Below are 22,594 nucleotides of genomic sequence, written 5' to 3' on the forward strand. Positions count from 1 at the left end.
TCGTACACCAACCGACGGCGGGCCACTTACCCGCCGCAGCGTTTCTCGGCATCTTCGACAGCTGCTGTAAAGCCCAGCAGCGAGAAGGTATCCTTGGTCTGGGTGCCGCGCGCCGAACGGGCAGTCAGCACCGCGTCGGTGCCGCGCTTCAACACCGCCACGATCTTGGCGTCGTCGGCGGCGGTTGCCGGCCAGGCCCATTCGCCCTCGGTGATCAGCTCGAACTCGGTGCCGCCCACGTTGAGATTGACGGTCGATCCGGGCGCGAAAGGATAGCCGCCGGTAAAGGTGACTTGCCCCTTGACCCCGGCCTTGGGCCGGAAGAACACCATCAGCAGGATATCGCTGCGGCGCACCGAAACGACGCTGCCACCGCGGGTGTTCACGGTTTCCTTCGGCGCCGAAACGCTCCAGCATTCGGTCGGGTTGTCCTCGACGAAGACGCTCCAATCGGTCTTGGACGCGACCCGGTTTGTGCTTTCGCTTTGCTGCGCCGATACGCTGGTGGTGGCGGCCGTTGTGGCCAGACACAGGCCCGCAATCGCGCGGACAAGTTTCGATCCCATCTGTTCAGCCCTCCAGCTGACCTCTACCTCAATTCCATCACAGGATGCATTCGCGGAGTTTTGCCGATCCGTCTGGCTTGCGCATCCTGTCGATTGCCGACATAGACACATTAACGCAGATTTCGCCACGGACGAAAGGGCGATTGGCGAGAATTCGCGCAGATTTCTATTGGGGGACAGGATGACGCGACCGGTACCGATGGCCGAACTCTGGCGCGGTGCGCTGCTTGAAAGCGTACATATGGGGCATGGGGTGGTTTGCGACAGCAGCGGCCAGGTGGTGCGCAGCTGGGGCGATCCCGGTCTGGTGATGTATCCGCGCTCGTCCTCGAAGATGATCCAGGCGCTGCCGCTGCTGTCCTCGGGAGCGGCGGCCAAATACGGGCTGGGCACCGAGCAGATGGCGCTGGCCTGCGCCTCGCATAACGGGGCGGCGATCCATACCCATCGGGTGAATGATTGGCTTGGACAGCTGGGGTTGGGCGACGGCGACCTGCGCTGTGGCCCGCAGGATCCCGATGACCGGCCCGAGCATGAGCGGCTGATCCGCGCCTATGAGAGCCCCTGTCAGGTGCATAACAATTGCTCCGGCAAACATGCGGGCTTTCTGACGCTGGGGCGCCATCTGGAGGCCGGACCCGAGTACCACGAGATCGACCACCCGGTGCAGCAGGCCGCCTTGGCCGCTTTTGAAGAGGTCACAGGCGAAGCCAGCCCGGGCTATGGGATCGACGGCTGTTCCGCCCCCAACTTTGCCACCAGCCTGACGGGACTGGCGCGCGCCATGGCTTGGTTCGCCTCGGCCCGCGACCGCTCTGACCGGCAAAGCCAGGCGGCCGCTCAGCTGACCGAAGCCATGATGAAACACCCCGAACTGGTCGCAGGCGAAGGCCGCGCCTGTACCGAGCTGATGCGTGCCATGGGTGGCCGCGTGGCGATCAAGACCGGGGCCGAGGCGGTGTTCGTCGCCATCCTGCCCGAACAGCGTCTGGGCGTGGCGTTGAAGATCACCGACGGCGCCACAAGGGCCAGCGAATGCGCGATTGCGGCCATACTTGTCGGTCTCGGCGTGCTGGACCCCGCGCACCCGGCCACCCGCAAGCGGCTGGGTGCGCCGATCCTGAACCGGCGCGGCATCGACTGCGGCAGCATCCGCGCAACGGCCGAGCTGCGGTTCTGACGCCGATCACATCTCGATGATCTCGGCCACCTCGACGGTGCCGTTGCCCGACATCACCATCGGGCAACCCTTGGCCATGTCGGTCGCGGCGCCGATATCGGCGGCGCGTACCACGGTATAGCCCGACAGCGGATTGGCGCCACCATTGTCGGCCACGCCTGCGGCGCTGACCGTCTTGGACAGGCCAACCGGGTTGCCCGGGATCACGACCGCATCACCCATGGCGCCGAACCAGGCCTGCCATGCGGCCATGACCTCGGCGCCTTCCTCGGGCGTTTCGGGCGTCTTGCCGCCATGATAGGCAAAGATGAAATCAGGCATGTCGCGTTCCTTTCCTTTGGTTGAAAAACATCAGGATCAGGCGAGTTCCGCCGCAAGCTTGCGCAACGACGAGGTCCAGCCCGCCTCGTGACGCAGACTCATCTCGTCATCGCCCAGTTCGCGGTGGTCCAGGATCAATCGCGCACCCTTGGCGCAGGGTTCGACGATAAACATCACATGGCTTTCCGTCCCGCGCCGGTCGTCATCGTCATGCCAGCCCCAGGTGAAGCCCACGGATTGCGGCGGTTTCACATGGGTAACATGGCCCGAAACCTTGTAGCGGTCGCCCGCGCCATTCACCATGACCGAGAACCACGGCCCCAGCCGGGTGAAATCGAGGTCATGCTGATCGGCGGGCACATGCAGGCCCTCGGGCCCCCACCATTGCAGCAGTTTCGCGCCATCACTGACCCAGGCGAACAGGGCCTCGGGCGTGACGGCGAATTCGCGTTCCAGTCTCAGGTCGGCCATGTCTTGTCGCTTTCAATTGCGGCGGCCAGCCTGTCCAGGCTGCCCTCCCAGAAGGTGCGTTTCGAGATCGTCCAGTCGGCAATCGCGCGCAGCCCCTCGGGCGCCACCGAGTATAGCCGCTGGGTGCCATTGATACGCTGGCGAACCAGCCCGGCCTCGCGCAGCAACTTCAGATGGCGCGAGATGGCAGCGCCCGACATGCCCTTACCCTCGACCAGATCACCGGCGGGCATTTCGCCCTCGGCCATCAGCTGTTCGACGATGGCGAAACGGGTCGGGTCGGACAAAGCCGAGAAGGCGGCCAGAAGCTGGGTCATGGTCGCATTATTTAACTATTAGGTTAATAATGCAAGCGGAAGATCAGCCCGTCACGAAATCCGCCCGCGCATAGCCCTGAACAAAAAGCAGCGCCGTCAGGTCGCCGTGGTTGATGCGTACCTCGCATTGAGCCGCGACCGAAGGTTTGGCGTGCAGGGCAACGCCGGTGCCAGCACGGCCCAGCATGCCCAGATCATTGGCGCCGTCGCCCACCGCGATCACATCCTGTTCGGACAGGCCCAAACGTGCCGTGATCTGCTCCAGCGCGTCGACCTTGGCCTGACGGCCCAGGATCGGACGGCCCACATCGCCGGTCAGCTTGCCATCAGCCGCCAACAGCGTATTGGCGCGGTTCTCGTCAAAGCCCAGCTGCGCCGCCACCTGCGCGGTAAAGGCGGTGAACCCGCCCGAGACCAGCGCCGCATAACCACCATTGGCACGCATCGTCGCCACCAGTGCCCGCCCGCCCGGCATCAGGCTGATGCGCGTGTCGAGCACATGGCCGATCACCGCCTCGTCCAGCCCGCGCAACAGGCCCACACGCTCGAGCAGCGCGCCCTCGAAATCCAATTCGCCGTTCATCGCGCGGGCGGTGATCTCCTTGACCCGCTCGCCAACACCGGCCTCGTCGGCCAGTTCGTCGATGCATTCCTGCTGAATCATGGTGCTGTCCATATCCGCCAGCAGCATCCGCTTTCTGCGACCCTCGGCAGGCTGCACCACCAGATCTACGCCCAACGCCTGTAGATCGCCCCAGACCTGCCAGCGATTGTCGGGAAGGGCTGAAAGCGTGAATTCGGCTGCTTCATCGGGGCTCAGCCAGACCGCATCGCCACCGCCCCAGGCGTTGCGCAGCGCATCGACCAGCGCCGGGTCGAGACGGGCAATGGAGGGGTTGGTCAACAGCGTGGCGACATACATGGGGCATCTCCTTTGGGTCGGAACCGCCATAGCGCAGGTGCGAAATCTCTGCCAGCCCCACCCAAGCTAACGCCCCGCGCCACAGCCCGTCCCTTACCCGACGCGCTCGCACCCATTAACCCTCTGTAAAGAATTGAATATCTCACCCCGCCCTGAATGTCACATCCAGGCGCCGTACCCTAGCCCGCGATTTCCTCAAGACGAAACGCAAGTTTCCGATCGTAGTCGAAAGGGTCGCAATCAAATGCCAAAGCGGCGATTTTCGACATCTATTTCGCTTGCGTGCCGCACTGCGGCGGACTAGCTGTTGCGGTGGGACACCCCTCCCCAACGAGGGGCGTATATCTGTAAGGGTAACACCAATGACTATCGACCAACCGGCAACGCGGCCGGTCAATCCGCGGTTCTCCTCTGGCCCCTGTGCCAAACCCCCCGTTTTTGATGTCTCCAAGCTTGCCGGTGCCGCGCTGGGCCGCTCGCATCGTGCCGCCATCGGCAAGGACAAGCTGAAGGCCGCCATCGAAGGCACGCGCGAGATTCTGGGCATCCCCGCCGACTATCGCATCGGCATCGTTCCCGCCTCGGATACCGGCGCCGTGGAGATGGCACTCTGGTCGCTCTTGGGTGCCCGCAAGGTCGAGATGCTGGCCTGGGAAAGCTTTGGCGCCGGCTGGGTCACCGATGTGGTGAAGCAGCTGAAACTGGATGCCGAGGTCAAGACCGCCGAATACGGCCAGATCGTCGATCTGGCGTCGGTGGATTTCGACAAGGACGTCGTGTTCACCTGGAACGGCACCACCTCGGGCGTGCGCGTGCCGAATGGCGACTGGATCGCCGCCGACCGTCAGGGCCTGACCATCTGCGACGCCACCAGCGCCGCCTTTGCCATGGACCTGCCCTGGGACAAGCTGGATGTCACCACCTTCTCCTGGCAGAAGGTGCTGGGCGGCGAGGCCGCGCATGGCATGATCGTGCTGAGCCCCCGCGCGGTGGAACGGCTGGAAAGCTACACCCCGGCCTGGCCGCTGCCCAAGATCTTCCGCATGACCAAGGGTGGCAAGCTGATCGAAGGCATCTTCAAGGGCGAGACGATCAACACGCCTTCCATGCTGGCGGTCGAGGACTATCTCTTTGCGCTCGACTGGGCCCGTTCCGTCGGCGGTCTTGACGGGCTGATCGCACGGGCCGACGCCAACGCGCAGGCGATCTTCGATTTCTGCGAGGCACATGACTGGATCGCCAACCTGGCCGAGGATGCAGCCACGCGATCCAATACCAGCGTCTGCCTGAAATTCACCGATGCCCGCATTCAGGATGGCGCAGCGTTTGCCAAGGCGGTTGCCAAACGGCTGGAGGCCGAAGGTGTGGCGCTGGATATCGGCGCCTATCGCGACGCGCCTGCAGGCTTGCGCATCTGGTGCGGTGGCACGGTCGAAACCTCGGATGTGGCGGCGATGTTGCCCTGGCTCGCCTGGGCCTTCAAGGTCGAAATCGTCGCGCAAGCGCAAGCCGCATAATCGCCCCCACCCTTGCAGGTGTCCTCGTCAAGAGGGTCCCCAAGGGTGGGCAGAGCATTGTATTCCCCTGCAAAGGACCAGCAGACATGGCCCCCAAAGTACTCATCTCCGACAAGCTCTCCGACGCCGCAGTCCAGATCTTCAAGGATCGCGGGATCGAGGTCGATTTCCAACCCGACCTGGGCAAGGACAAGGACAAGCTGGCCGAGGTCATCGGCCAGTATGACGGCCTTGCCATCCGCTCGGCCACCAAGGTGACCGAGAAGATCCTGGAAAACGCCACCAACCTCAAGGTGATCGGCCGCGCCGGCATCGGCACCGACAACGTGGACAAGGACGCCGCCTCGAAAAAGGGCGTGATCGTCATGAACACGCCCTTTGGCAACATGATCACCACCGCTGAACACGCCATTGCCATGATGTTCGCCGTGGCCCGCCAGATCCCCGAGGCCAGCGCCTCGACCCATGCGGGCAAGTGGGAAAAGTCCAAGTTCATGGGCGTCGAACTGACGAACAAGACCCTGGGCGTGATCGGTGCCGGCAATATCGGCGGCATCGTCTGTGACCGCGCGCGCGGACTCAAGATGAAGGTCATCGCCTATGACCCCTTCCTGGGCGAGGAGAAGGCCAACAAGATGGGCGTTGAAAAGGTCGAACTGGACGAGCTGCTGAAACGCGCCGATTTCATCACCCTGCATGTGCCGCTGACCGATCAGACCCGCAACATTCTGGGCCGCGAAAACCTGGCCAAGACCAAGAAGGGTGTCCGTATCATCAACTGCGCCCGTGGCGGCCTGGTGGACGAGGAAGCGCTGGCCGAGATGCTGCAATCGGGCCATGTGGCAGGCGCCGCCTTTGACGTGTTCAGCGTCGAACCGGCCAAGGAAAACCCGCTGTTCGGCCTGCCCAACGTGGTCTGCACCCCGCATCTGGGCGCCGCCACCACCGAGGCACAGGAAAACGTCGCCCTGCAAGTGGCCGAGCAGATGTCGAACTATCTGCTTACCGGCGCGGTGGAAAATGCGCTCAACATGCCGTCGGTCACCGCCGAAGAGGCCAAGGTGATGGGCCCCTGGATCAAGCTGGCCGGCCATCTGGGCAGCTTCGTCGGCCAGATGACCGACGAGCCGATCAAGGCCATCAACATCCTCTATGACGGGACCGCTTCGACCATGAACCTGGCGGCCCTGAATTGCGCCACCGTGGCCGGTATCATGAAAAAGTCGAACCCCGAGGTGAACATGGTCTCTGCCCCTGTTGTCGCCAAAGAGCGCGGCATCCAGATCTCGACCACCAATCAGGACAAATCGGGCGCTTTTGACGGTTATATCAAGGTGACCGTGGTGACGGCGAAGCGCGAACGCTCGGTCGCGGGTACCGTGTTCAGCGATGGCAAGCCGCGTTTCATCCAGATCAAGGGCATCAATGTCGATGCCGAAATCGGCGCGCATATGCTCTATACCACCAACGAGGACGTGCCAGGCATCATCGGTACGCTGGGCCAGACAATGGGTGAGAACGGCGTCAACATCGCGAACTTCACGCTTGGCCGCGCCGCAGCCGGGGGTGAGGCAATCGCGCTGCTCTATGTGGACGAGCCGGTCCCGGCCGAAGCCCGCGCGAAGCTTGCCGAAACGGGCCTCTTCAACCAGATCAAACCGCTTGAGTTCGACGTCGCCTGACCAGCGCCCCTTTCAATGGAAAACGCCGCCTCGCAAGGCGGCGTTTTCGCGTTCAGGCCCTTGCAGCCACGCGCCTTGGCGCTTTCAACACGATCCATCCGAACAGCAGCATGGAAACCAGCATGATAACCGAGCCGAGCTTGGCCAGAAGCTCGGTCTTGCCCTGAATGGCCAGTGCGACGCCGGGCGCCAGCAGGATCACCGCCGCAACCACAAGGCCGAAATGCACCCGCGCCAGCGGGTTCTCGGCGGCGTCCGGCACAAGATGATAGTAGAATGCAAAGATCGAGCAGCTGACCCAGCCCAGCAGGTTCAAATGCCCATGCGCCGGCGACAGTGTGTGATCGTGGCTGGCCGACATCTGGATACCCCAGACCATGCCGCACAAGCCCGCCAGAATCGCCACCAGTAAAAACGCTCTCGCCACACCGTTCATGTTTCTTTCCTCTCCCTGTTCGTGGCCGTATCGCCACCTGTGTCAAGTGTGAGGACATCATAAAAATATGTGAAATCAATAGATATTATGATATCTATCAGTTTGATGAATTTCAAAACCTTCGATCTGAACCTTTTGCGTGTTCTCGATGCGCTGCTTGCCACCCGATCCACCACGCTGGCAGGTCAGAGGCTCGCCCTGTCACAGCCGGCGGTCTCGGCCGCGCTTGCGCGGTTACGGCATGCACTGGGTGATCCGCTCTTCATCCGTCAGGGACGGCAGTTGGTTCCCAGCGATTACGCCACCAGCCTGCAGGCTCCGCTGCGATCGCTGCTGGAACAGACAGAATCCATGCTGGCGGGGCAGCCCGATTTCGACCCCGGAGCCTCGACCGACTGCCTGACCCTGTCGGGCAGCGATTTCTATGCCGAGCTGCTGATGCCCCGGCTGGCCCGCCACCTGTCCCGCCTGGCGCCGGGCATGCGCGTGCAGCTCGTCGATCTGGTGCCGGACAATTATGTCCAGTCGGTTGGCGAGTCCGGGGTCGACATGGCGATCGTGCCCGCGACTGGAACGCCCGACTGGGTCGAACAGCAGCGCTTGCACGGCTCGCATTTCCTTACTGTCGCACGCGCCGACCATCCGGAGATCGCCAAGGCAGGGCACGCCCCGGGCGAGGTCCTGCCGCTCGATCTCTTCTGCGGTCTCCAGCACGCGCTGTTCTCACCCGAGGGCAAATTGCACGGGCTCGGCGACACCGCCCTCGCCCGCATTGGCCGCGCGCGGCAGGTCAGCATGACGTTGCCAGTGTTTTCCGGTGTGCTGAACGCCGTGTCGCAAAGCGACCTGATCGCCCTCATCCCGCATCAACTGGCCGAAAGCGTCGCGCCACGCCTTGGCCTGTCGCTCTACCATCCGCCGATCCCGGTTGGCCCGGTCGAAATCATTCTCGTCTGGCACAAACGCGCCAGCAGCGCGCCGGCCCATCGCTGGCTGCGTGACCAGATTGCCATGCTGATGGCCGAGCTCGACACGATCCCTTCCATCGGATGCGGGGCTGCGGCAGAACCGGGCATGCAAACAGCGGAGCAGGCGACATGAGCACCCCCATATACGCGGTCGGCGACATACACGGTCAGGCAGAGCAACTGGAAACCGCTCTGGCCCGGATCGAGGCCGATGGCGGCCCTGATGCCCGCATTGTCTTTCTGGGCGATTATGCCGACCGGGGGCCGGACAGTCGCGCGGTGCTGGACCGGTTGATCGCGGGACAGGCGCAGGGGCGCGACTGGATCACGCTCAAGGGCAATCACGACCGCATGTTCGAAATGTTCCTGCGCGACCATCCCGCCCAGGATGACCGGCTGCTGATCGGCTATCACTGGCTGCACGATCGCATCGGCGGCGTCGAAACCCTCGCTTCGTACGGCGTCCCGGTGCCCGAAGGCGTTCGCACCTATCAGGTTCATGCCCAGGCGCGCGCGGCAGTGCCCGCCGAACACCGGAACTTTCTTGCCGGGTTACCCAACTACCATCAGGAGGGTGCGCTGCTCTTCGTGCACGCCGGTATCCGTCCCGGCCTGCCGCTTGAACGTCAGGTGGAAAATGATCTGATCTGGATTCGCCAAGTATTCCTGGATGATCCGCGCCCGCATCCCTGGCTGGTGGTACATGGCCACACGCCCGGCAAACGGGCCGAGCATCACGGCAATCGCGTCAATCTGGATGCAGGCGCCGGTTATGGCCGTCCGCTCGCCGCCGCGGTGTTCGAAAACAACCAATGCTGGCTGCTGACCGAAACCGGCCGCCAGCTGCTCGCCCCTCGGGCCTGAGCCCCCACCATCTTCTGTTCCGAAATACCTCGGGGGAGTCGCCCGCAGGGCGGCGGGGGCAGCGCCCCCATCCCTCAGGTCCAGTCCAGCACCACCTTGCCGCTGAGGCCCGACTTCATGGCCGCAAAGCCCTCGCGGAATTCATCGACGCCAAAGCGGTGGGTGATCACCCGGCTGACGTCCAGACCGTTCTGCAACATCGCGATCATCTTGTACCAGGTCTCGAACATCTCGCGCCCATAGACGCCCTTGATGGTGATCGCCTTGAACACGATGCGCGACCAGTCCACCGGCGACTTGCCCGGCGGAATGCCAAGCAAGGCAATCTTGCCGCCCATCACCAATGCCTCGACCATCTGGTCAAGCGCCGCTTGCGATCCCGACATTTCCAGCCCGACATCGAACCCCTGTTTCAGGCCCAGTTCGTGCTTCACATCAGCCAGCTCTTCGCGTGTCACGTCCACCGTGCGCGCCTTGGGCACCACATGCTGCGCCAGTTTCAGCCGATCCGCATTGATATCGGTGATCACCACATGGCGAGCGCCCGCATGCTTGGCCACCGCCGCCGCCATGATACCAATGGGGCCCGCGCCGGTGATCAGCACATCCTCGCCCAACAGGTCGAAGCTCAGCGCCGTGTGCACCGCGTTGCCCAGCGGGTCGAGGATGGCGCCGATCTCGTCGGGGATATCGTCGGGCAGCGGTACCACGTTAAAGGCCGGCAGACGCAGGTATTGCGCGAAGGCCCCCTGCACGTTGACGCCGATCCCGCGCGTGCCCGGGTCCAGGTGGAACTTGCCCGCCCGGCTCTGACGGCTATCGGTGCCGATCAGGTGCCCCTCGCCCGAGACCCGCTGACCGATACTGAGGCCGGTCACATCGCGGCCCAGTTCGACGATCTCGCCGGCGAATTCATGACCGGTGATCATTGGCACCGGCACCGTGTGCGCGGCCCATTCGTCCCAGTTCCAGATATGGATATCGGTGCCGCAGATACCGGTCTTGTTGATCCTGATCAGCACATCATCGGGGCCGATCTCGGGAACCGGCGCCTGAACCATCCACAGCCCCTCTTCAGGTTTGGATTTCTCCAGTGCTTTCATTGTATTGGGTCGCATCAGATCACTCCCAGTGCCTTGCCTGCCGTGGCAAATGCGGCCAGCGCGCGGTCCAGTTCCTCTCGTGTCAGGGCGGCATTCATCTGGGTGCGGATACGCGCCTGCCCGCGCGGCACCACCGGAAAGAAGAAGCCCGAGACATAGACGCCCTCGTCAAAGAGCCGCGCCGCCATGTCCTGCGCCAACTTGGCCTCGCCCAGCATCACCGGGATGATCGGATGCTCGCCGGGCAAGAGGTCAAAGCCGAGGTCGGTCAACCCGGCCCGCCAATAACGGGCGTTGTCGAACAGCCGCGCGCGCAGATCAGCGCCCTCCTCGACCAGCCGGATCGCCTCAATCCCGGCCATCACGATGGCGGGCGGCAGCGAGTTCGAGAACAGATAGGGCCGCGCCCGCTGACGCAGCAGATCGATGACCGGTTGCGGGCCGGCGATATAGCCGCCGATGGCCCCGCCCAGCGCCTTACCCAGCGTGCCGGTCAGGATATCCACGTCCAGCCCGAAATGGTCGGGCGTGCCCGCGCCGTGCGGCCCCATGAACCCGGTGGCGTGACAGTCATCGACCATCACCACCGCGTCATACGCGTGGGCCAGCCGGGTGATCTCGGGCAAGTTGGCCAGGTAGCCATCCATCGAGAAAACGCCGTCGGTGGCAATCATCACATGCCGCGCGCCATCGGCGCGGGCCTGTTTCAGCTGCGCCTCCAGATCACCCATGTCGCTGTTGGCATAGCGATAGCGTTTCGCCTTGCAAAGGCGGATCCCGTCGATGATCGAGGCATGGTTGAGCGCGTCCGAAACAATCGCGTCCTCCGGCCCCAAGAGCGGTTCGAACAGCCCGCCATTGGCGTCGAAACAGGCGGCGAACAGGATCGCGTCATCCTTGTTCAGGAACCGCGCCAGCCGCTGCTCCAATTCGCGGTGAATATCCTGCGTGCCACAGATGAAGCGGACCGAGGCCATGCCGAACCCCTTGGGCTCCAGCGCGTCACGCGCGGCGGCGATCAGCGCCGGGTGATCGGCCAGACCCAGATAGTTGTTGGCACACAGGTTGATCACCTGCCGGTCACCAACGGTGATTTCGCCCCCTTGGGGCGAGGTAATCAGCCGCTCGCGCTTGTAAAGCCCCTCGGCCTCGATCTGGGCAAGCGTGTCGGTGAGATGGGACAGAAAGGATTGGGACATTGCGACCTCCGATTTGGCGCAATGTCTATCATAACGGATACGATTCCGAAATAGGGGAATTCGCTATGTTGGACAAAAATCCGTGAAACTGGACATTAGCGCTCCTGCTTGCCCAAGGGTACCACATTGGGCACCGGATCGGGGGCCAGTTCTTCGAAATCGAAATTGTCCAGCCGTTGCGCCCGCCGCCCGGCCTTGTCGGCGCTGATCTTGATCTCCGAGATATCCTTAGCCGCTTGCCCGAAATGGCGGTCCAGGTTCTCGACCCGGTCGCCCAGCCGTTCCACATCCTTATGCAGCAGGCTCAACTCCTTGCGGATGGCGCCGGCCTGTTCGCGCATCCGCGCGTCCTTGAGGATGGCGCGCATGGTGTTGAGCGTGGCCATGCAGGTGGTGGGCGACACGATCCAGACCCGCGCGGCAAAGCCTTCGCGCACGATATCGGCAAAATTGGCGTGCAACTCGGCATAGACCGCCTCGGACGGCAGGAACAGCAGGGCGCCATCGGCAGTTTCGCCCTCGATGATGTAGCGCTCCGAGATCGCCTTGATATGCGCCCGCACGGCGGTTTTCATCTGGCGCGCGGCTTCGGCCAGTTGCGGCGGAGTCTCGGCCCGGCGCAGTGCCTCATAGGCCTCCAGCGGAAACTTGCTGTCAATCACGATCGGCCCCGGCGGATTGGGCAGATGGATCAGGCAATCGGCCCGCCGCCCGTTCGACAGGGTATGTTGCAAGGAGTAGCTGTCACTGGGCAGCGCCTTGGACACGATATCGTTAAGCTGGATTTCGCCAAACGCGCCGCGCGTCTGCTTGTTGGACAGAATGTCCTGAAGCGACAGAACATCGCCCGACAGCTTGGTGATATTGTCCTGTGCCTTGTCGATGGCGGCCAGCCGTTCCTGCAATTGCGTCAGCGAGGTCGCGGTCTGTTTCGAGCTGCCGTGCAGGGTGGTGCTCATCTTTTCCTGCATCTCGGCCAGCGCCCGCTGCGCGCGCATGGCGTTGTCGGCCAGCCGGTCGTTCATATGCTGCTGCACAGCGGACAACCGCGCCTCGACCGTCTGGATCATCTGTACCTGCGCGTTGGCCTGCGCGTCCGAGACATGCGCCAGCCCGCCCCGCAACTGTTCCTGCCCCATGCTCAGCTGCTGCACGTTCTGGCCCAGAAAGGCGAGTTGCTGCGCCATGGGTTCGGTCGTCCGGGCCGAGCGGTTAGCGGCACGCAGGGACAGAAACAGCATCAGCAGGATCAGCAGCAATACAGCGCCGCCGCCCAGAACCGCCATCATGATGGGGTCCTGCATGGAATAGCTCTGATCGCCGATCTGAATCATGGTTCGCCTGCCTGTTCTTGTTTTGTTTTCAACTCCTATCCGGGATCGCCACCCGGATCAACTGCGTCCGAACAGCCGCTCGATATCGCTGAGTTTCAGTTCCACATAGGTGGGGCGCCCGTGGTTGCATTGGCCGGAATGGGGCGTCGCCTCCATTTCGCGCAAGAGCGCGTTCATCTCTTCGCCCCGCATGCGGCGGCCCGACCGGATCGATCCGTGACAGGCGACCCGGCTCAGGATCGCCTCGATCCGGGCCTGCAGCGTGGCGCTTTCGCCCTGATCGGCCAGTTCGTCGAGGATATCGCGGAGCATCGCGCCCGCATCCACCGGCCCCAGGATCGCCGGGGTCTCGCGCACCGCGACGGCACCGCCTCCAAAGGGCTCGATCGTCAGGCCAAGACGCGCCAGATCGTCGGAGAGATCAAGCAGGCGCGCGCAATCTGCGTTGGAGAGTTCCACGATCTCGGGGATCAGAAGCGCCTGCGCCGCGACGCCGTTCTCGGCCATCTGACGCTTGAGCTTTTCATAAACCAGCCGTTCATGCGCGGCGTGCTGGTCGACGATGACCATGCCATCGGCGGTCTGGGCGATGATGTAGTTTTCATGCACCTGCCCGCGCGCCGCGCCCAGCGGCAGGGCTTCGGGCGGGGTTTCGGCGGCTGGCTCCTCCGCCCTGCGGGCGTCCTCGCCCGGTTCCGGCTCGACCATGCGGCCGCTATAGCTGCCGGAGAGTTCGGCAAATCCGGGCGCCTGCGCCTGATAGGAGGCCATGCGTGCGGCGGGTGAGGGGCGGTCCATCTGGTAGATGCGCGCCCCGGTCTGTTCGGGCCGCATCGCCCCCAGCGTCGCACCGGCCACGGTGGTCGAGGCGCGGTGACCCGCCTCGGCCAGTGCGTGCCGCAGGGCCGAAACGATCAGCCCGCGCGCCACACCGGGATCGCGAAACCGCACCTCGGATTTTGCCGGATGCACGTTCACGTCGACCAGCATCGGATCGCAGTCGATGAACAAGGCCGCCGCCGGGTGCCGGTCGCGGCTGAGAAAGTCGAAATAGGCGGCGCGCAACGCCCCGGTCAGCATCTTGTCCCGCACCGGGCGCCCGTTGACGAAGAGGTATTGCGCCACCGCCGCACCGCGCGAATAGGTGGGCAGCGCCGCATAGCCATAGAGCCGCAGCCCCTCGCGCATGGTGTCGATCCGCAAGGCGTTGTCGGTGAACTCACGCCCCATGACGCGACCCAGCCGGTCGCGCAGCGCGTCGAACAGGTCGCCGGTTTCCGCATCGGCGCGGAACACCAGCCGTCCCTCGCCACCCTCGGAGACATCGCGCAATGTGAAAGCCACCGAGGGTTCGGCCATGGCAAGCCGCTTGACCGTATCGGTCACCGCCTGCGCCTCGGCCCGGTCGGTACGCATGAATTTCAGCCGCGCGGGCGTGGCAAAGAAGAGATCGCGCAATTCCACCACCGTGCCCGCGCGCAGGGCGGCGGGTTTCACCGGATCGACCCGGCCACCTGAGACCCGGATACTGGCCGCCTCGGCGCCCCGGGCGCGGCTGGTGATGGTCAGCCGCCCGACCGAGCCCAGCGAAGGCAGCGCCTCACCCCGGAACCCGAAAGTGTGTATGTTGAGCAGGTCCGACCCGTCGATCTTGGACGTCGCATGACGCGCCAATGCCAATGGCAACTGATCGGGTGTCATCCCGCAACCGTCATCGGTGACCCGGATCAGCGTTTTGCCGCCATCCGCCAGGTCGATGGAAACTCGCGTCGCCCCGGCATCAATCGCGTTTTCGACCAGTTCCTTGACCGCCGAGGCCGGACGCTCCACCACTTCGCCCGCCGCGATCCGGTTGATCGCGGTTTCGTCCAGCTGGCGGATTTCCGGCTGCGTGGGGATGATATTGGGGTCTGTCGATGCCATACCCCTAGACCTAGCATGAGGCCCGGCGATTCTGCCACCGGTTTGATCGCATTCACCGCCCGGTCTCCCTCCCCTCGACACATGTGCGGCGCGGGTTGGTCTGCCGCGAAAACCGGGCGGCGGGTGAGTGGTGGTCGGCACCGGATTCTATCCGGCCCTTTCACCTCAGCACTATCAGACCGCACTGCCAAGACGGAGGTTCGCAGAGCCGCAAGTTGGGCGCCGATAAGCCAGCACCAGCACCAGACCCCGGCGAATTCCCGCCAAGTCAAGACTGAACGGGCGATCCGGTCCGACTGCGGCAGGGACCGAACCGGGCGGCGAGTGCCAGGATGAGGCCCGACATCGTGGCGATCATCCCCGCAGCGCTGACCGCGTCGTGCGCGCCCAGCCACAGCGGGCCATAGCCCGCCAACACATAACCCAGCACCGCCGAGAGGATGGCGAAGACGACGCTCCAGCCAACCTGCCCTTCAAGCGTGTTGGTCATCATCCGTGCGGCGGCGGGCGGACAGATGAACATCGCGATGACGATGATCGAGCCGACCGCGTCAAAGGCCGCAACCGCGGCCACCGCAGCGACGATGACCAGTGCAAGGCCCAAATGGCCGGTGCGAATACCAAGAGTGCGGGCAAACCCCTCGTCGAAGGTCGACAGCTTCAGGGGCCGCCAGAACAGCCAGATGAACCCGGACACCCCGGCCAGCGTGACCAGGATACGCGGCAGTTCCACCGGCAACCCGGCCAAAGCCACCGGATCAACCAGCGAGGCCCAGCCGGTGGCATCAAGCCAGATCAGGCTTTCCAGATTGCCATAAAGCGCGTGTTCCACATCCAGATGCACGGTCGAGGTGTCGGTCTGCTCCAAGAGCAGCACCCCGGCAGCAAACATGGTGGTAAAGACGACACCCATCGCCGCCCCCGGTTCGATCCGGCCCAGACGACGGATCGCCTCGATCAGAACCACCGCGACAATGGCAGCCCCGGCCGCGCCCAGCATCATCGGCCATGCGGCGATGACGCCGGTCAGGAGGAACGCAACCACGATCCCCGGCAACACCACATGGCTGATGGCATCGCCGATCAGCGCCTGCCGGCGCAGCACCAGGAAGTTGCCGGGCAGCGCACAGGCCACGGCAGAGAGGACGCCGATCAAGAGCGGCGTCAGCGACAGGGGGACAAATTCGGAACCGCTCATGCCGGGACCTCCTGGGGGCTGCCGATACGGCGGTCAATCTCGGCAATCTGGTCGTGGGTGAGCACGGTTTCGATATCGCGCAACCCGTCATAGAGGGCGGCGGCGGCTTCTTGCGTCTGATCGGCGCGCACGATTTCCCATCGCTTCTCGTCCCGTAGCGCTTTGGCGGCGCGTGCCCGGCCAATATCGGTTGCGACCCCGTCCGCGCGCACCAGTTCTGCCTGACGCAAAAGTCGCAATGTCAGTGGCTCGTAGATCCGTTGCCCTTGTGCCAGCGCCAGCAGCCCTTGCCTCAGATGCACCCGGCGCTGGAATTGCGTATGGCGCAGGAACGCCGCCAGCACGCCGCGCCCCGGCGCCACCAGCAGCGACAAGGCGAAAAAGGCAAAGGACACCAGCACGATGATCGGCCCGGTGGGCAGGTTGGGGGCCGAGGCCGAGATCGCGGCGCCAAGATACCCCGCGAGCCCCCCGGTCAAGCCACTCAGCAGCACCACGCGATCCGACCGCTCGGTCCAGAACCGGGCGGTAACCGGCGGGATGATCAAGAGCGCCACGATCAGGATGAGGCCAACGATCTTCAGCCCGACCACGGTAACCGCCATCACCAGCCCCATCATCGCCAGATCGATCCGATGCACGGGCACCCCGCGCGCGGCGGCATATTCGGGATCGAAGGCGACCAGCGTCATCGGACGGCGGATCAGCAGGATCAGCGCCAGCGCCCCCGCCCCGCCGAGCGCGATCACAAGCGCATCGTTCCACAGCATCCCGGCAGTCGATCCCAGCAGGAACCCCTCCAGCCCGGCCTGACGCCCGGCCCCCAACGTCTGGATCACGGTCAGCAGGACGATGCCGAAGCCGAAGAACACCGACAGCACCGCGCCGATCGCCGCGTCCTCGGCCAGCCTTGTGCTGCGGGTCAGCCAGTTGAGGCACAAAAGCCCCACCCAGGCCGACAGTGCGGAACCGGCCAAGAGGCCGGGCAGGTTGCGTCCATCGCCGCCCAGCGCCACCATCAACAGAAAGGCCAGACAGATGCCCGGCAACGTCGCATGGCTGATCGCGTCGCTGACCAGCGCCCGCTTGCGCAGGAAAAGGAACGTGCCGGTCGCTCCGGCGGATATACCCAACAGCGTCGCGCCAACCGCGACAAGCGTGGCGTTATAGCCCAATTGCAGCAAAAGCGCGTCGCGCAGCATCGGATCAGCCCAGCACGCGCGCCAACTGGTCGACCTGCGCCGTTGCCAGTCGCCCGCCATAGGCCGCCTGCAGATTATCGGCGGTAAAGGTCTCGATCACCGGCCCTTCGGCCACGCGGCGGGTGTTGATCAGGAACACGTTGTCGAAATAGTCGGTCACCGTGGCCAGATCGTGATGCACCACGACCACGGTGCGGCCGGCCTGTTTCAACGCCTTGAGAACCGCGATAATCGCCTTCTCTGTCGCTGCATCGACCCCGGCGAAAGGTTCGTCCAGCAGATAGAGATCGGCCTCTTGCGCCAGGGCGCGGGCCAGGAACACCCGCTGTTGCTGGCCTCCCGACAATTGGCCGATCTGCCGGTCGGCGAAATCGCGCATGCCGACACGGGCAAGGCAATCGAGCGCCCGCGCCTTGTGCCGGGCGCGCAGGCGGCCCAGCAAGCCAAGCTCGCGATAAAGCCCCATCAGAACAACATCGATCACCCGGGTCGGGAAATCCCAGTCGACACTGGCGCGCTGCGGCACATAGGCGATGCGGGCACGCTGTTCCTCGAGCGGGCGGCCAAACACGGTGACCTGCCCCGACAGCGGCTTGACGATGCCCAGCGCCGCCTTGAGCAGGGTGGATTTACCCGCCCCGTTCGGCCCGATGATCGCCGTCATCGCGCCCGGCTGCACCGTCATATCCACCGAGAACACGGCCGGTTTCTGCCCATAAGACACGGTCAGCCCACGCACCGCCAGCGGGCTGTCGCCGATGGCGTCATTCTCGAGTCGCCTGCCTTCACGCGCCGCCAGTTCGATCATCGCTCAGAGCCCTGCCGATAATTTGCCATCCATGCCACGGGGCGGCACCTGTCCGCCCAGCGCGGCGGCGATCGTGGTGATGTTGTGATCAAGCATGCCCAGATAGGTCCCCTCGTAAGAGCCGTCAGGCCCCATCGCATCAGAGAAAAGCTCGCCCCCCACCTTTACCTGATGCCCCTGCGCTGCGGCGCCTTCGATCAGGGCCCGGACCGATCGGTCCGAGACCGAGCTTTCGACAAAGACCGCCGTGATCTTGCGCGACACCAGCGTATCGACCAGTTCCGCGATCCGGTTCAGCCCCGCCTCGGACTGGGTCGAGATACCTTGCACGCCCAGAACCTCGAAACCATAGGCCTGCCCGAAATAGCCGAATGCGTCATGCGCGGTGACCAGCACCCGGTTACCCTCGGGCACCGTGGCCAGAACCGTTTCGGCATAACCCGACAACCGGTCCAGATCGGTGATATGGCGGGCGGCATTGGCGGCAAATGTCTCGGCGGCCTCGGGGCGGGTCTCGGTCAGGGCACGCGCGACCTCGGCGACCACCTCGCGCCACAGTTCCGGGGTCATCCACACATGCGGGTCGAACTTGTCGGCATAGTCGTCATGGGCGCGCAGGCGCGACGGCTCGATCCCCTCGGCCACCGCAACCACCTGACGCTTACGGCCCAGATCGTGAAAGAAGCTTTCCATCTGCGCTTCGAGGTAGAGCCCATGCCACAACACCAGATCGGCGCGGGTCATGGCGACGATATCGCTGCGGGTCTGGCGATAGGCATGCGGGTCGATGCCCGGCCCCATCAGGCCGGTGACCTCGACCAGATCGCCGCCAACCTGGCGGGCGGCATCCGCGATCATGCCGGTGGTTGCCACCACACGCAGCGGCGCCTCGGCCCAGGCCGCGAGCGGCAGGCTGCATGTCAGGGCAAGTGCGGCAAGGAACCCACGGCGAATCATCGCGTACCTCGAAATCCAACTCTCTTACGGATGAATATGAGAACCATTCGCAACTAAGTCAACGCAATTGAGAATTACTCGCAAGAAAGGAAGGTTTTGTCCGAAAGGTAAAATTTTGACGCCGCGACCCACCTGCCTCCGCTTGCCATTCTGTCGCAGGTCATGCGACCTTGGCCGGGAACCTCCCAAAGGATGTGAAGATGGAAACGCAGAGCCTTGAGCGCACCGCGCATCTGCCGCAAGTAACCGAGCCGCGAAACCCCGGCATGGAGTTGGACCTCGACTGGGTTCGCGCGGTGCAGGCCAATACCTCGGCGATCGAACGGCGGGCGGCAACGCTGCCCGGCAGGCGCTCGGTGAAAAAGGATTATCAGGCTGCTTGGTTGTTGAAAGCGATCACGATGATCGACCTGACCACGTTGTCGGGCGACGACACGGCGGGCCGGGTGCGGCGCCTCTGCGCCAAGGCGCGGCAACCGGTTGCGCCCGCGCTGCTGGAGGCGATGGGCATGGGGCCGATCACCACCGGCGCGGTCTGTGTCTATCACGACATGGTCGCAACGGCGGTCGAGGCGCTCAAGGGCACCGGCATTCCGGTGGCCGCCGTCAGCACCGGGTTCCCGGCGGGTCTGTCGCCCTTTCATCTGCGGGTGGCCGAGATCGGCGAAAGCGTCGCGGCGGGCGCCGAAGAGATCGACATCGTGATCTCGCGCCGGCATGTGCTGACCGGTGACTGGCAGGCGCTTTATGACGAGATGAAGGCCTTTCGCGAGGCCTGCGGGCATGCCCATGTCAAGGCGATCCTGGCAACCGGAGAGCTGGGAAGCCTGCGCAACGTGGCGCGCGCCTCGCTGGTCTGCATGATGGCGGGGGCGGATTTCATCAAGACCTCGACCGGCAAGGAAAGCGTCAACGCCACCCTGCCCGTCTCGTTGGTGATGATCCGCGCCATCCGCGACTATTACGATCGCACCGGATACCGGGTCGGCTACAAACCCGCGGGCGGGATTTCCAAGGCCAAAGACGCGCTGGTCTATCTGTCGCTCATGAAGGACGAACTGGGCGACCGCTGGCTGCAACCGGACCTGTTCCGCTTTGGCGCCTCGTCGCTGCTGGGCGATATCGAACGGCAACTGGAACATCACGTGACCGGCGCCTATTCGGCGGGCTACCGCCATGCCATGGGCTGACCGGCGCGACAGGCGCCGGAATTTTGAAAAATTCCGGCCCGTTTTCCGTGACGGAAAACGGCCCCCGGATACCGAGGACACCGCTATGACCATAAAGGAACTCTTCGACACCATGGAATACGGTCCCGCCCCCGAAAGCGCCGCCGAGGCGCTGGCCTGGCTGGTCGATCAGGGCGACCGGTTCGGCCATTTCATCGACGGCGCCTTTACCGCGCCGGGCGACGGGTTCGACAGCCGCAATCCCGCCACCGGCGAGGTCCTGGCCACCCTGACCCAGGCGAACCAGGCCGATGTCGATGCCGCCGTTGCCGCCGCCCACAAAGCGCAGCCCAAGTGGGCCGCACTCGGTGGCGCGGGCCGGGCGCGGTACCTCTATGCCATTGCGCGGCTGATGCAGAAACACAGCCGCCTGTTTGCCGTGCTGGAAACGCTGGATAACGGCAAGCCCATTCGCGAGAGCCGTGACATCGACATCCCCCTGGCGCAGCGGCATTTCTACTATCACGCGGGCATGGCGCAGTTGATGGAAAGTGAGCTGCCCGAAGCCGAGCCACTGGGCGTCTGCGGTCAGATCATCCCGTGGAACTTCCCCCTGTTGATGCTGGCGTGGAAGGTTGCCCCGGCGCTGGCCATGGGCAACACCGTGGTGCTGAAACCCGCCGAGTACACCTCGCTCACCGCGCTCTTGTTTGCCGATATCTGCCAGCAGGCGGGTCTGCCCAAGGGCGTCGTCAACATCGTCACCGGCGACGGCGCCGTGGGCGAGATGATCGTGGCGTCGGATGTGGACAAGATCGCCTTTACCGGCTCCACCGCCGTGGGGCGCCGCATCCGCGAGGCCACTGCCGGGCGGGGGCTGGAACTGACGCTCGAACTGGGGGGCAAGTCCGCCTATATCGTGTTTGACGATGCCGATATTGACAGCGCCATCGAGGGGCTGGTCGATGCGATCTGGTTCAACCAGGGCCAGGTCTGCTGCGCCGGGTCGCGCCTCTTGGTGCAAGAGGGCATCGCCGACCGCTTCCACACCAAGCTGCGCGCCCGGATGGACGGGCTGCGCCTCGGCAATCCGCTCGACAAATGCATCGACGTCGGCGCGGTGGTCGATCCGGTGCAGTTGCAGACCATAGAGCGGATGGTCGCCAGCAACACGGTCGGACAGGTGCACCATGCCGCCTGTACCCTGCCCGAAAACGGCTGCTATTACCCACCGACCCTGATCACCGGGCTTTCGACCAGCGACCCGCTGATGCAGGAGGAGATCTTTGGCCCCGTCCTCGTCTCGACCACCTTCCGCACCCCCGCCGAGGCAGTGGAGCTGGCCAACAACACCCGCTATGGGCTGGCCGCCACGGTCTGGACCGAGAATGTGAATCTGGCGCTCGACATCGCGCCGAAACTGGTGGCGGGCGTGGTCTGGGTGAATGCCACCAACCTGTTTGACGCCGCCGCCGGTTTTGGCGGTGTCCGCGAAAGCGGCTTTGGCCGCGAAGGCGGGTGGGAGGGGCTGACCGCCTATACCCGGCCTAAGGGCAAGCGCAAGGCGCTGGCCCGGATCGAGCCCGCCACCGGTCACGGTACACCGGTTGACCCGATCGACCGCACGGCGAAACTCTATGTCGGGGGTAGGCAGGCGCGGCCCGATGGTGGCTATTCCCGACCCGTCTGGGGCAAATCCGGCCTGTTGGGCCATGTCGGCCTTGCCAACCGCAAGGATGTGCGCAACGCGGTCGAGGCGGCCGCAGGCGCAACTGGGTGGGCAAAGGCCACAGGCCATCTGCGCGCGCAAATCCTCTATTACATCGGCGAAAACCTGTCGGCTCGGGCCGCCGAATTCGCCCATCGGATCGACGCGATGACCGGCAAGCGCGGCGGGGCGCAAGAGGTCGAGGCCAGCATCCAGCGCCTGTTCACTGCCGCCGCCTGGGCCGACAAATATGACGGGCAGGTGCATGGAGTGCCGATCCGGGGCGTGGCGCTGGCGATGAAGGAACCGGTTGGCGTGATCGGCGCGCTTTGCGCGGACGAGGCGCCGCTCTTGGGCCTTGTCTCGGTCATGGCGCCCGCCATCGCGATGGGCAACCGCGTTGTGCTGGCGGCAAGCGAGCCCTATCCGCTGGCGGCCACCGATTTCTACCAGATCCTCGACACTTCGGACGTGCCGGCAGGCGTGATCAACATCCTGACCGGCTGCCATGCGGAGCTGGCCAAACCGCTGGCGTCGCACCTGAACGTGGATGCGGTCTGGTCCTTTTCCTCGACCGACCTGTCGGCCGAGATCGAAAAGGCGGCGGCAGGGAACCTGAAACGGACCTGGGTCAATAACGCAACGTCCCTTGACTGGGGCGTGGACCACAGCAAGCGGTTCCTTCAGGCTGCGACCGAGATCAAGAACATCTGGGTGCCCTACGGAGAATAGGGCATCCCTGTCCAAGG

21 protein-coding genes are annotated in these 22,594 nt (G+C 64.4%); 7 read left to right on the forward strand and 14 right to left on the reverse strand.

All coding sequences use genetic code 11. The features are described 5' to 3' along the window. Positions 1-26 precede the first annotated feature (26 nt). Entirely contained in the window at positions 27-566 is a 540-nt protein-coding gene (locus tag MB818_RS07145; protein ID WP_234138593.1) for an invasion associated locus B family protein, read from the reverse strand. Between the two features lie 181 nt (positions 567-747). Between MB818_RS07145 and MB818_RS07150 the strand changes: the two genes are divergently transcribed. Beyond that, complete coding sequence (locus MB818_RS07150) at positions 748-1,746, forward strand: asparaginase (RefSeq protein ID WP_238904586.1); 999 nt, start codon at positions 748-750, stop codon at positions 1,744-1,746. A gap of 6 nt (positions 1,747-1,752) precedes the next feature. Here the strand turns inward: MB818_RS07150 and MB818_RS07155 are convergent, their stop codons facing one another. Genes MB818_RS07155 through serB form a run of 4 tightly spaced genes read right to left on the reverse strand, consistent with a single transcriptional unit; the run spans position 1,753 to position 3,777 of the window. Beyond that, the gene (locus tag MB818_RS07155; protein ID WP_234144354.1) at positions 1,753-2,067 is read right to left on the reverse strand and encodes a YciI family protein; all 315 of its coding nucleotides are present in this window, start codon (positions 2,065-2,067) and stop codon (positions 1,753-1,755) included. A gap of 36 nt (positions 2,068-2,103) precedes the next feature. After that, entirely contained in the window at positions 2,104-2,538 is a 435-nt protein-coding gene (locus MB818_RS07160) for an SRPBCC family protein (RefSeq protein ID WP_234138587.1), read from the reverse strand. Further along, entirely contained in the window at positions 2,526-2,855 is a 330-nt protein-coding gene (locus tag MB818_RS07165) for an ArsR/SmtB family transcription factor (protein WP_234138585.1), read from the reverse strand. The genes MB818_RS07160 and MB818_RS07165 overlap by 13 nt, the downstream gene beginning before the upstream one ends. 43 nt (positions 2,856-2,898) lie before the next feature. Next, positions 2,899-3,777 (reverse strand): phosphoserine phosphatase SerB, encoded by an 879-nt coding sequence (gene serB / locus MB818_RS07170; RefSeq protein WP_234138579.1) that lies wholly within the window; start codon positions 3,775-3,777, stop codon positions 2,899-2,901. 362 nt (positions 3,778-4,139) lie between these two features. On the opposite strand from serB, the gene MB818_RS07175 reads away from it, so the two are divergent. Both MB818_RS07175 and serA read left to right on the forward strand, forming a co-directional pair. After that, positions 4,140-5,294 carry a phosphoserine transaminase gene (locus tag MB818_RS07175; RefSeq protein ID WP_238904589.1) on the forward strand — a complete coding sequence of 385 codons (1,155 nt, stop codon included), beginning with the start codon at positions 4,140-4,142 and terminating at the stop codon, positions 5,292-5,294. An 86-nt stretch (positions 5,295-5,380) separates the two neighbouring features. After that, a complete protein-coding gene (serA, locus tag MB818_RS07180; RefSeq protein WP_234182695.1) occupies positions 5,381-6,976 on the forward strand; it encodes a phosphoglycerate dehydrogenase in 1,596 nt (531 codons plus the stop codon). Between the two features lie 52 nt (positions 6,977-7,028). Here the strand turns inward: serA and MB818_RS07185 are convergent, their stop codons facing one another. Next, a complete protein-coding gene (locus MB818_RS07185) occupies positions 7,029-7,412 on the reverse strand; it encodes a heme-copper oxidase family protein (RefSeq protein WP_234138574.1) in 384 nt (127 codons plus the stop codon). A 105-nt stretch (positions 7,413-7,517) separates the two neighbouring features. Here MB818_RS07185 and MB818_RS07190 point away from each other — a divergent pair, with 105 nt between their 5' ends. Both MB818_RS07190 and MB818_RS07195 read left to right on the forward strand, forming a co-directional pair. Next, complete coding sequence (locus tag MB818_RS07190; RefSeq protein ID WP_238904591.1) at positions 7,518-8,513, forward strand: LysR family transcriptional regulator; 996 nt, start codon at positions 7,518-7,520, stop codon at positions 8,511-8,513. Continuing rightward, positions 8,510-9,244, forward strand: a complete 735-nt coding sequence (locus MB818_RS07195) for a metallophosphoesterase family protein (protein ID WP_238904594.1) — start codon at positions 8,510-8,512, stop codon at positions 9,242-9,244. The genes MB818_RS07190 and MB818_RS07195 overlap by 4 nt, the downstream gene beginning before the upstream one ends. Before the next feature lie 74 nt (positions 9,245-9,318). Here MB818_RS07195 and tdh read toward each other — a convergent pair whose 3' ends face one another. The 8 genes from tdh to MB818_RS07235 form a co-directional block, all read right to left on the reverse strand. Continuing rightward, a complete protein-coding gene (gene tdh / locus MB818_RS07200; RefSeq protein ID WP_234138809.1) occupies positions 9,319-10,347 on the reverse strand; it encodes an L-threonine 3-dehydrogenase in 1,029 nt (342 codons plus the stop codon). A 14-nt stretch (positions 10,348-10,361) separates the two neighbouring features. Next, positions 10,362-11,546: a glycine C-acetyltransferase gene (locus tag MB818_RS07205; RefSeq protein ID WP_238904597.1), complete on the reverse strand. Its 1,185-nt coding sequence runs from the start codon at positions 11,544-11,546 to the stop codon at positions 10,362-10,364. Between the two features lie 95 nt (positions 11,547-11,641). After that, positions 11,642-12,880, reverse strand: a complete 1,239-nt coding sequence (locus MB818_RS07210) for a DNA recombination protein RmuC (protein ID WP_234144362.1) — start codon at positions 12,878-12,880, stop codon at positions 11,642-11,644. A 57-nt stretch (positions 12,881-12,937) separates the two neighbouring features. Further along, on the reverse strand, positions 12,938-14,803 hold the full coding sequence (gene mutL, locus MB818_RS07215) for a DNA mismatch repair endonuclease MutL (RefSeq protein WP_238904598.1): 1,866 nt from the start codon (positions 14,801-14,803) through the stop codon (positions 12,938-12,940). 268 nt (positions 14,804-15,071) lie between these two features. Next, positions 15,072-16,001 carry a metal ABC transporter permease gene (locus MB818_RS07220; protein ID WP_238904600.1) on the reverse strand — a complete coding sequence of 310 codons (930 nt, stop codon included), beginning with the start codon at positions 15,999-16,001 and terminating at the stop codon, positions 15,072-15,074. Further along, positions 15,998-17,203 carry a metal ABC transporter permease gene (locus tag MB818_RS07225; RefSeq protein WP_234138548.1) on the reverse strand — a complete coding sequence of 402 codons (1,206 nt, stop codon included), beginning with the start codon at positions 17,201-17,203 and terminating at the stop codon, positions 15,998-16,000. Before MB818_RS07225 ends, MB818_RS07220 begins: the two co-directional genes overlap by 4 nt. Before the next feature lie 4 nt (positions 17,204-17,207). Further along, positions 17,208-18,011: a metal ABC transporter ATP-binding protein gene (locus MB818_RS07230; protein WP_234138546.1), complete on the reverse strand. Its 804-nt coding sequence runs from the start codon at positions 18,009-18,011 to the stop codon at positions 17,208-17,210. A 3-nt stretch (positions 18,012-18,014) separates the two neighbouring features. Next, complete coding sequence (locus MB818_RS07235; protein WP_234167515.1) at positions 18,015-18,968, reverse strand: metal ABC transporter solute-binding protein, Zn/Mn family; 954 nt, start codon at positions 18,966-18,968, stop codon at positions 18,015-18,017. A gap of 200 nt (positions 18,969-19,168) precedes the next feature. Here MB818_RS07235 and deoC point away from each other — a divergent pair, with 200 nt between their 5' ends. Together deoC and MB818_RS07245 are read left to right on the forward strand one after the other, a co-directional pair. Further along, positions 19,169-20,158 (forward strand): deoxyribose-phosphate aldolase, encoded by a 990-nt coding sequence (gene deoC, locus MB818_RS07240; protein ID WP_238904602.1) that lies wholly within the window; start codon positions 19,169-19,171, stop codon positions 20,156-20,158. A gap of 85 nt (positions 20,159-20,243) precedes the next feature. Next, positions 20,244-22,577 carry an aldehyde dehydrogenase family protein gene (locus MB818_RS07245; protein ID WP_238904605.1) on the forward strand — a complete coding sequence of 778 codons (2,334 nt, stop codon included), beginning with the start codon at positions 20,244-20,246 and terminating at the stop codon, positions 22,575-22,577. Positions 22,578-22,594 lie beyond the last annotated feature (17 nt).

Source organism: Ruegeria alba (assembly GCF_022321465.1).
Lineage (GTDB): Bacteria > Pseudomonadota > Alphaproteobacteria > Rhodobacterales > Rhodobacteraceae > Ruegeria_B > Ruegeria_B alba.

Excerpts from the sequence above, each read along its gene's own strand:
- MB818_RS07145 (WP_234138593.1), bottom strand. The coding sequence starts at position 566 with ATGGGATCGAAACTTGTCCGCGCGATTGCGGGCCTGTGTCTGGCCACA.
- MB818_RS07150 (WP_238904586.1), top strand. The coding sequence starts at position 748 with ATGACGCGACCGGTACCGATGGCCGAACTCTGGCGCGGTGCGCTGCTT.
- MB818_RS07155 (WP_234144354.1), bottom strand. The coding sequence starts at position 2,067 with ATGCCTGATTTCATCTTTGCCTATCATGGCGGCAAGACGCCCGAAACG.
- MB818_RS07160 (WP_234138587.1), bottom strand. The coding sequence starts at position 2,538 with ATGGCCGACCTGAGACTGGAACGCGAATTCGCCGTCACGCCCGAGGCC.
- MB818_RS07165 (WP_234138585.1), bottom strand. The coding sequence starts at position 2,855 with ATGACCCAGCTTCTGGCCGCCTTCTCGGCTTTGTCCGACCCGACCCGT.
- serB (WP_234138579.1), bottom strand. The coding sequence starts at position 3,777 with ATGTATGTCGCCACGCTGTTGACCAACCCCTCCATTGCCCGTCTCGAC.
- MB818_RS07175 (WP_238904589.1), top strand. The coding sequence starts at position 4,140 with ATGACTATCGACCAACCGGCAACGCGGCCGGTCAATCCGCGGTTCTCC.
- serA (WP_234182695.1), top strand. The coding sequence starts at position 5,381 with ATGGCCCCCAAAGTACTCATCTCCGACAAGCTCTCCGACGCCGCAGTC.
- MB818_RS07185 (WP_234138574.1), bottom strand. The coding sequence starts at position 7,412 with ATGAACGGTGTGGCGAGAGCGTTTTTACTGGTGGCGATTCTGGCGGGC.
- MB818_RS07190 (WP_238904591.1), top strand. The coding sequence starts at position 7,518 with ATGAATTTCAAAACCTTCGATCTGAACCTTTTGCGTGTTCTCGATGCG.
- MB818_RS07195 (WP_238904594.1), top strand. The coding sequence starts at position 8,510 with ATGAGCACCCCCATATACGCGGTCGGCGACATACACGGTCAGGCAGAG.
- tdh (WP_234138809.1), bottom strand. The coding sequence starts at position 10,347 with ATGAAAGCACTGGAGAAATCCAAACCTGAAGAGGGGCTGTGGATGGTT.
- MB818_RS07205 (WP_238904597.1), bottom strand. The coding sequence starts at position 11,546 with ATGTCCCAATCCTTTCTGTCCCATCTCACCGACACGCTTGCCCAGATC.
- MB818_RS07210 (WP_234144362.1), bottom strand. The coding sequence starts at position 12,880 with ATGATTCAGATCGGCGATCAGAGCTATTCCATGCAGGACCCCATCATG.
- mutL (WP_238904598.1), bottom strand. The coding sequence starts at position 14,803 with ATGGCATCGACAGACCCCAATATCATCCCCACGCAGCCGGAAATCCGC.
- MB818_RS07220 (WP_238904600.1), bottom strand. The coding sequence starts at position 16,001 with ATGAGCGGTTCCGAATTTGTCCCCCTGTCGCTGACGCCGCTCTTGATC.
- MB818_RS07225 (WP_234138548.1), bottom strand. The coding sequence starts at position 17,203 with ATGCTGCGCGACGCGCTTTTGCTGCAATTGGGCTATAACGCCACGCTT.
- MB818_RS07230 (WP_234138546.1), bottom strand. The coding sequence starts at position 18,011 with ATGATCGAACTGGCGGCGCGTGAAGGCAGGCGACTCGAGAATGACGCC.
- MB818_RS07235 (WP_234167515.1), bottom strand. The coding sequence starts at position 18,968 with ATGATTCGCCGTGGGTTCCTTGCCGCACTTGCCCTGACATGCAGCCTG.
- deoC (WP_238904602.1), top strand. The coding sequence starts at position 19,169 with ATGGAAACGCAGAGCCTTGAGCGCACCGCGCATCTGCCGCAAGTAACC.
- MB818_RS07245 (WP_238904605.1), top strand. The coding sequence starts at position 20,244 with ATGACCATAAAGGAACTCTTCGACACCATGGAATACGGTCCCGCCCCC.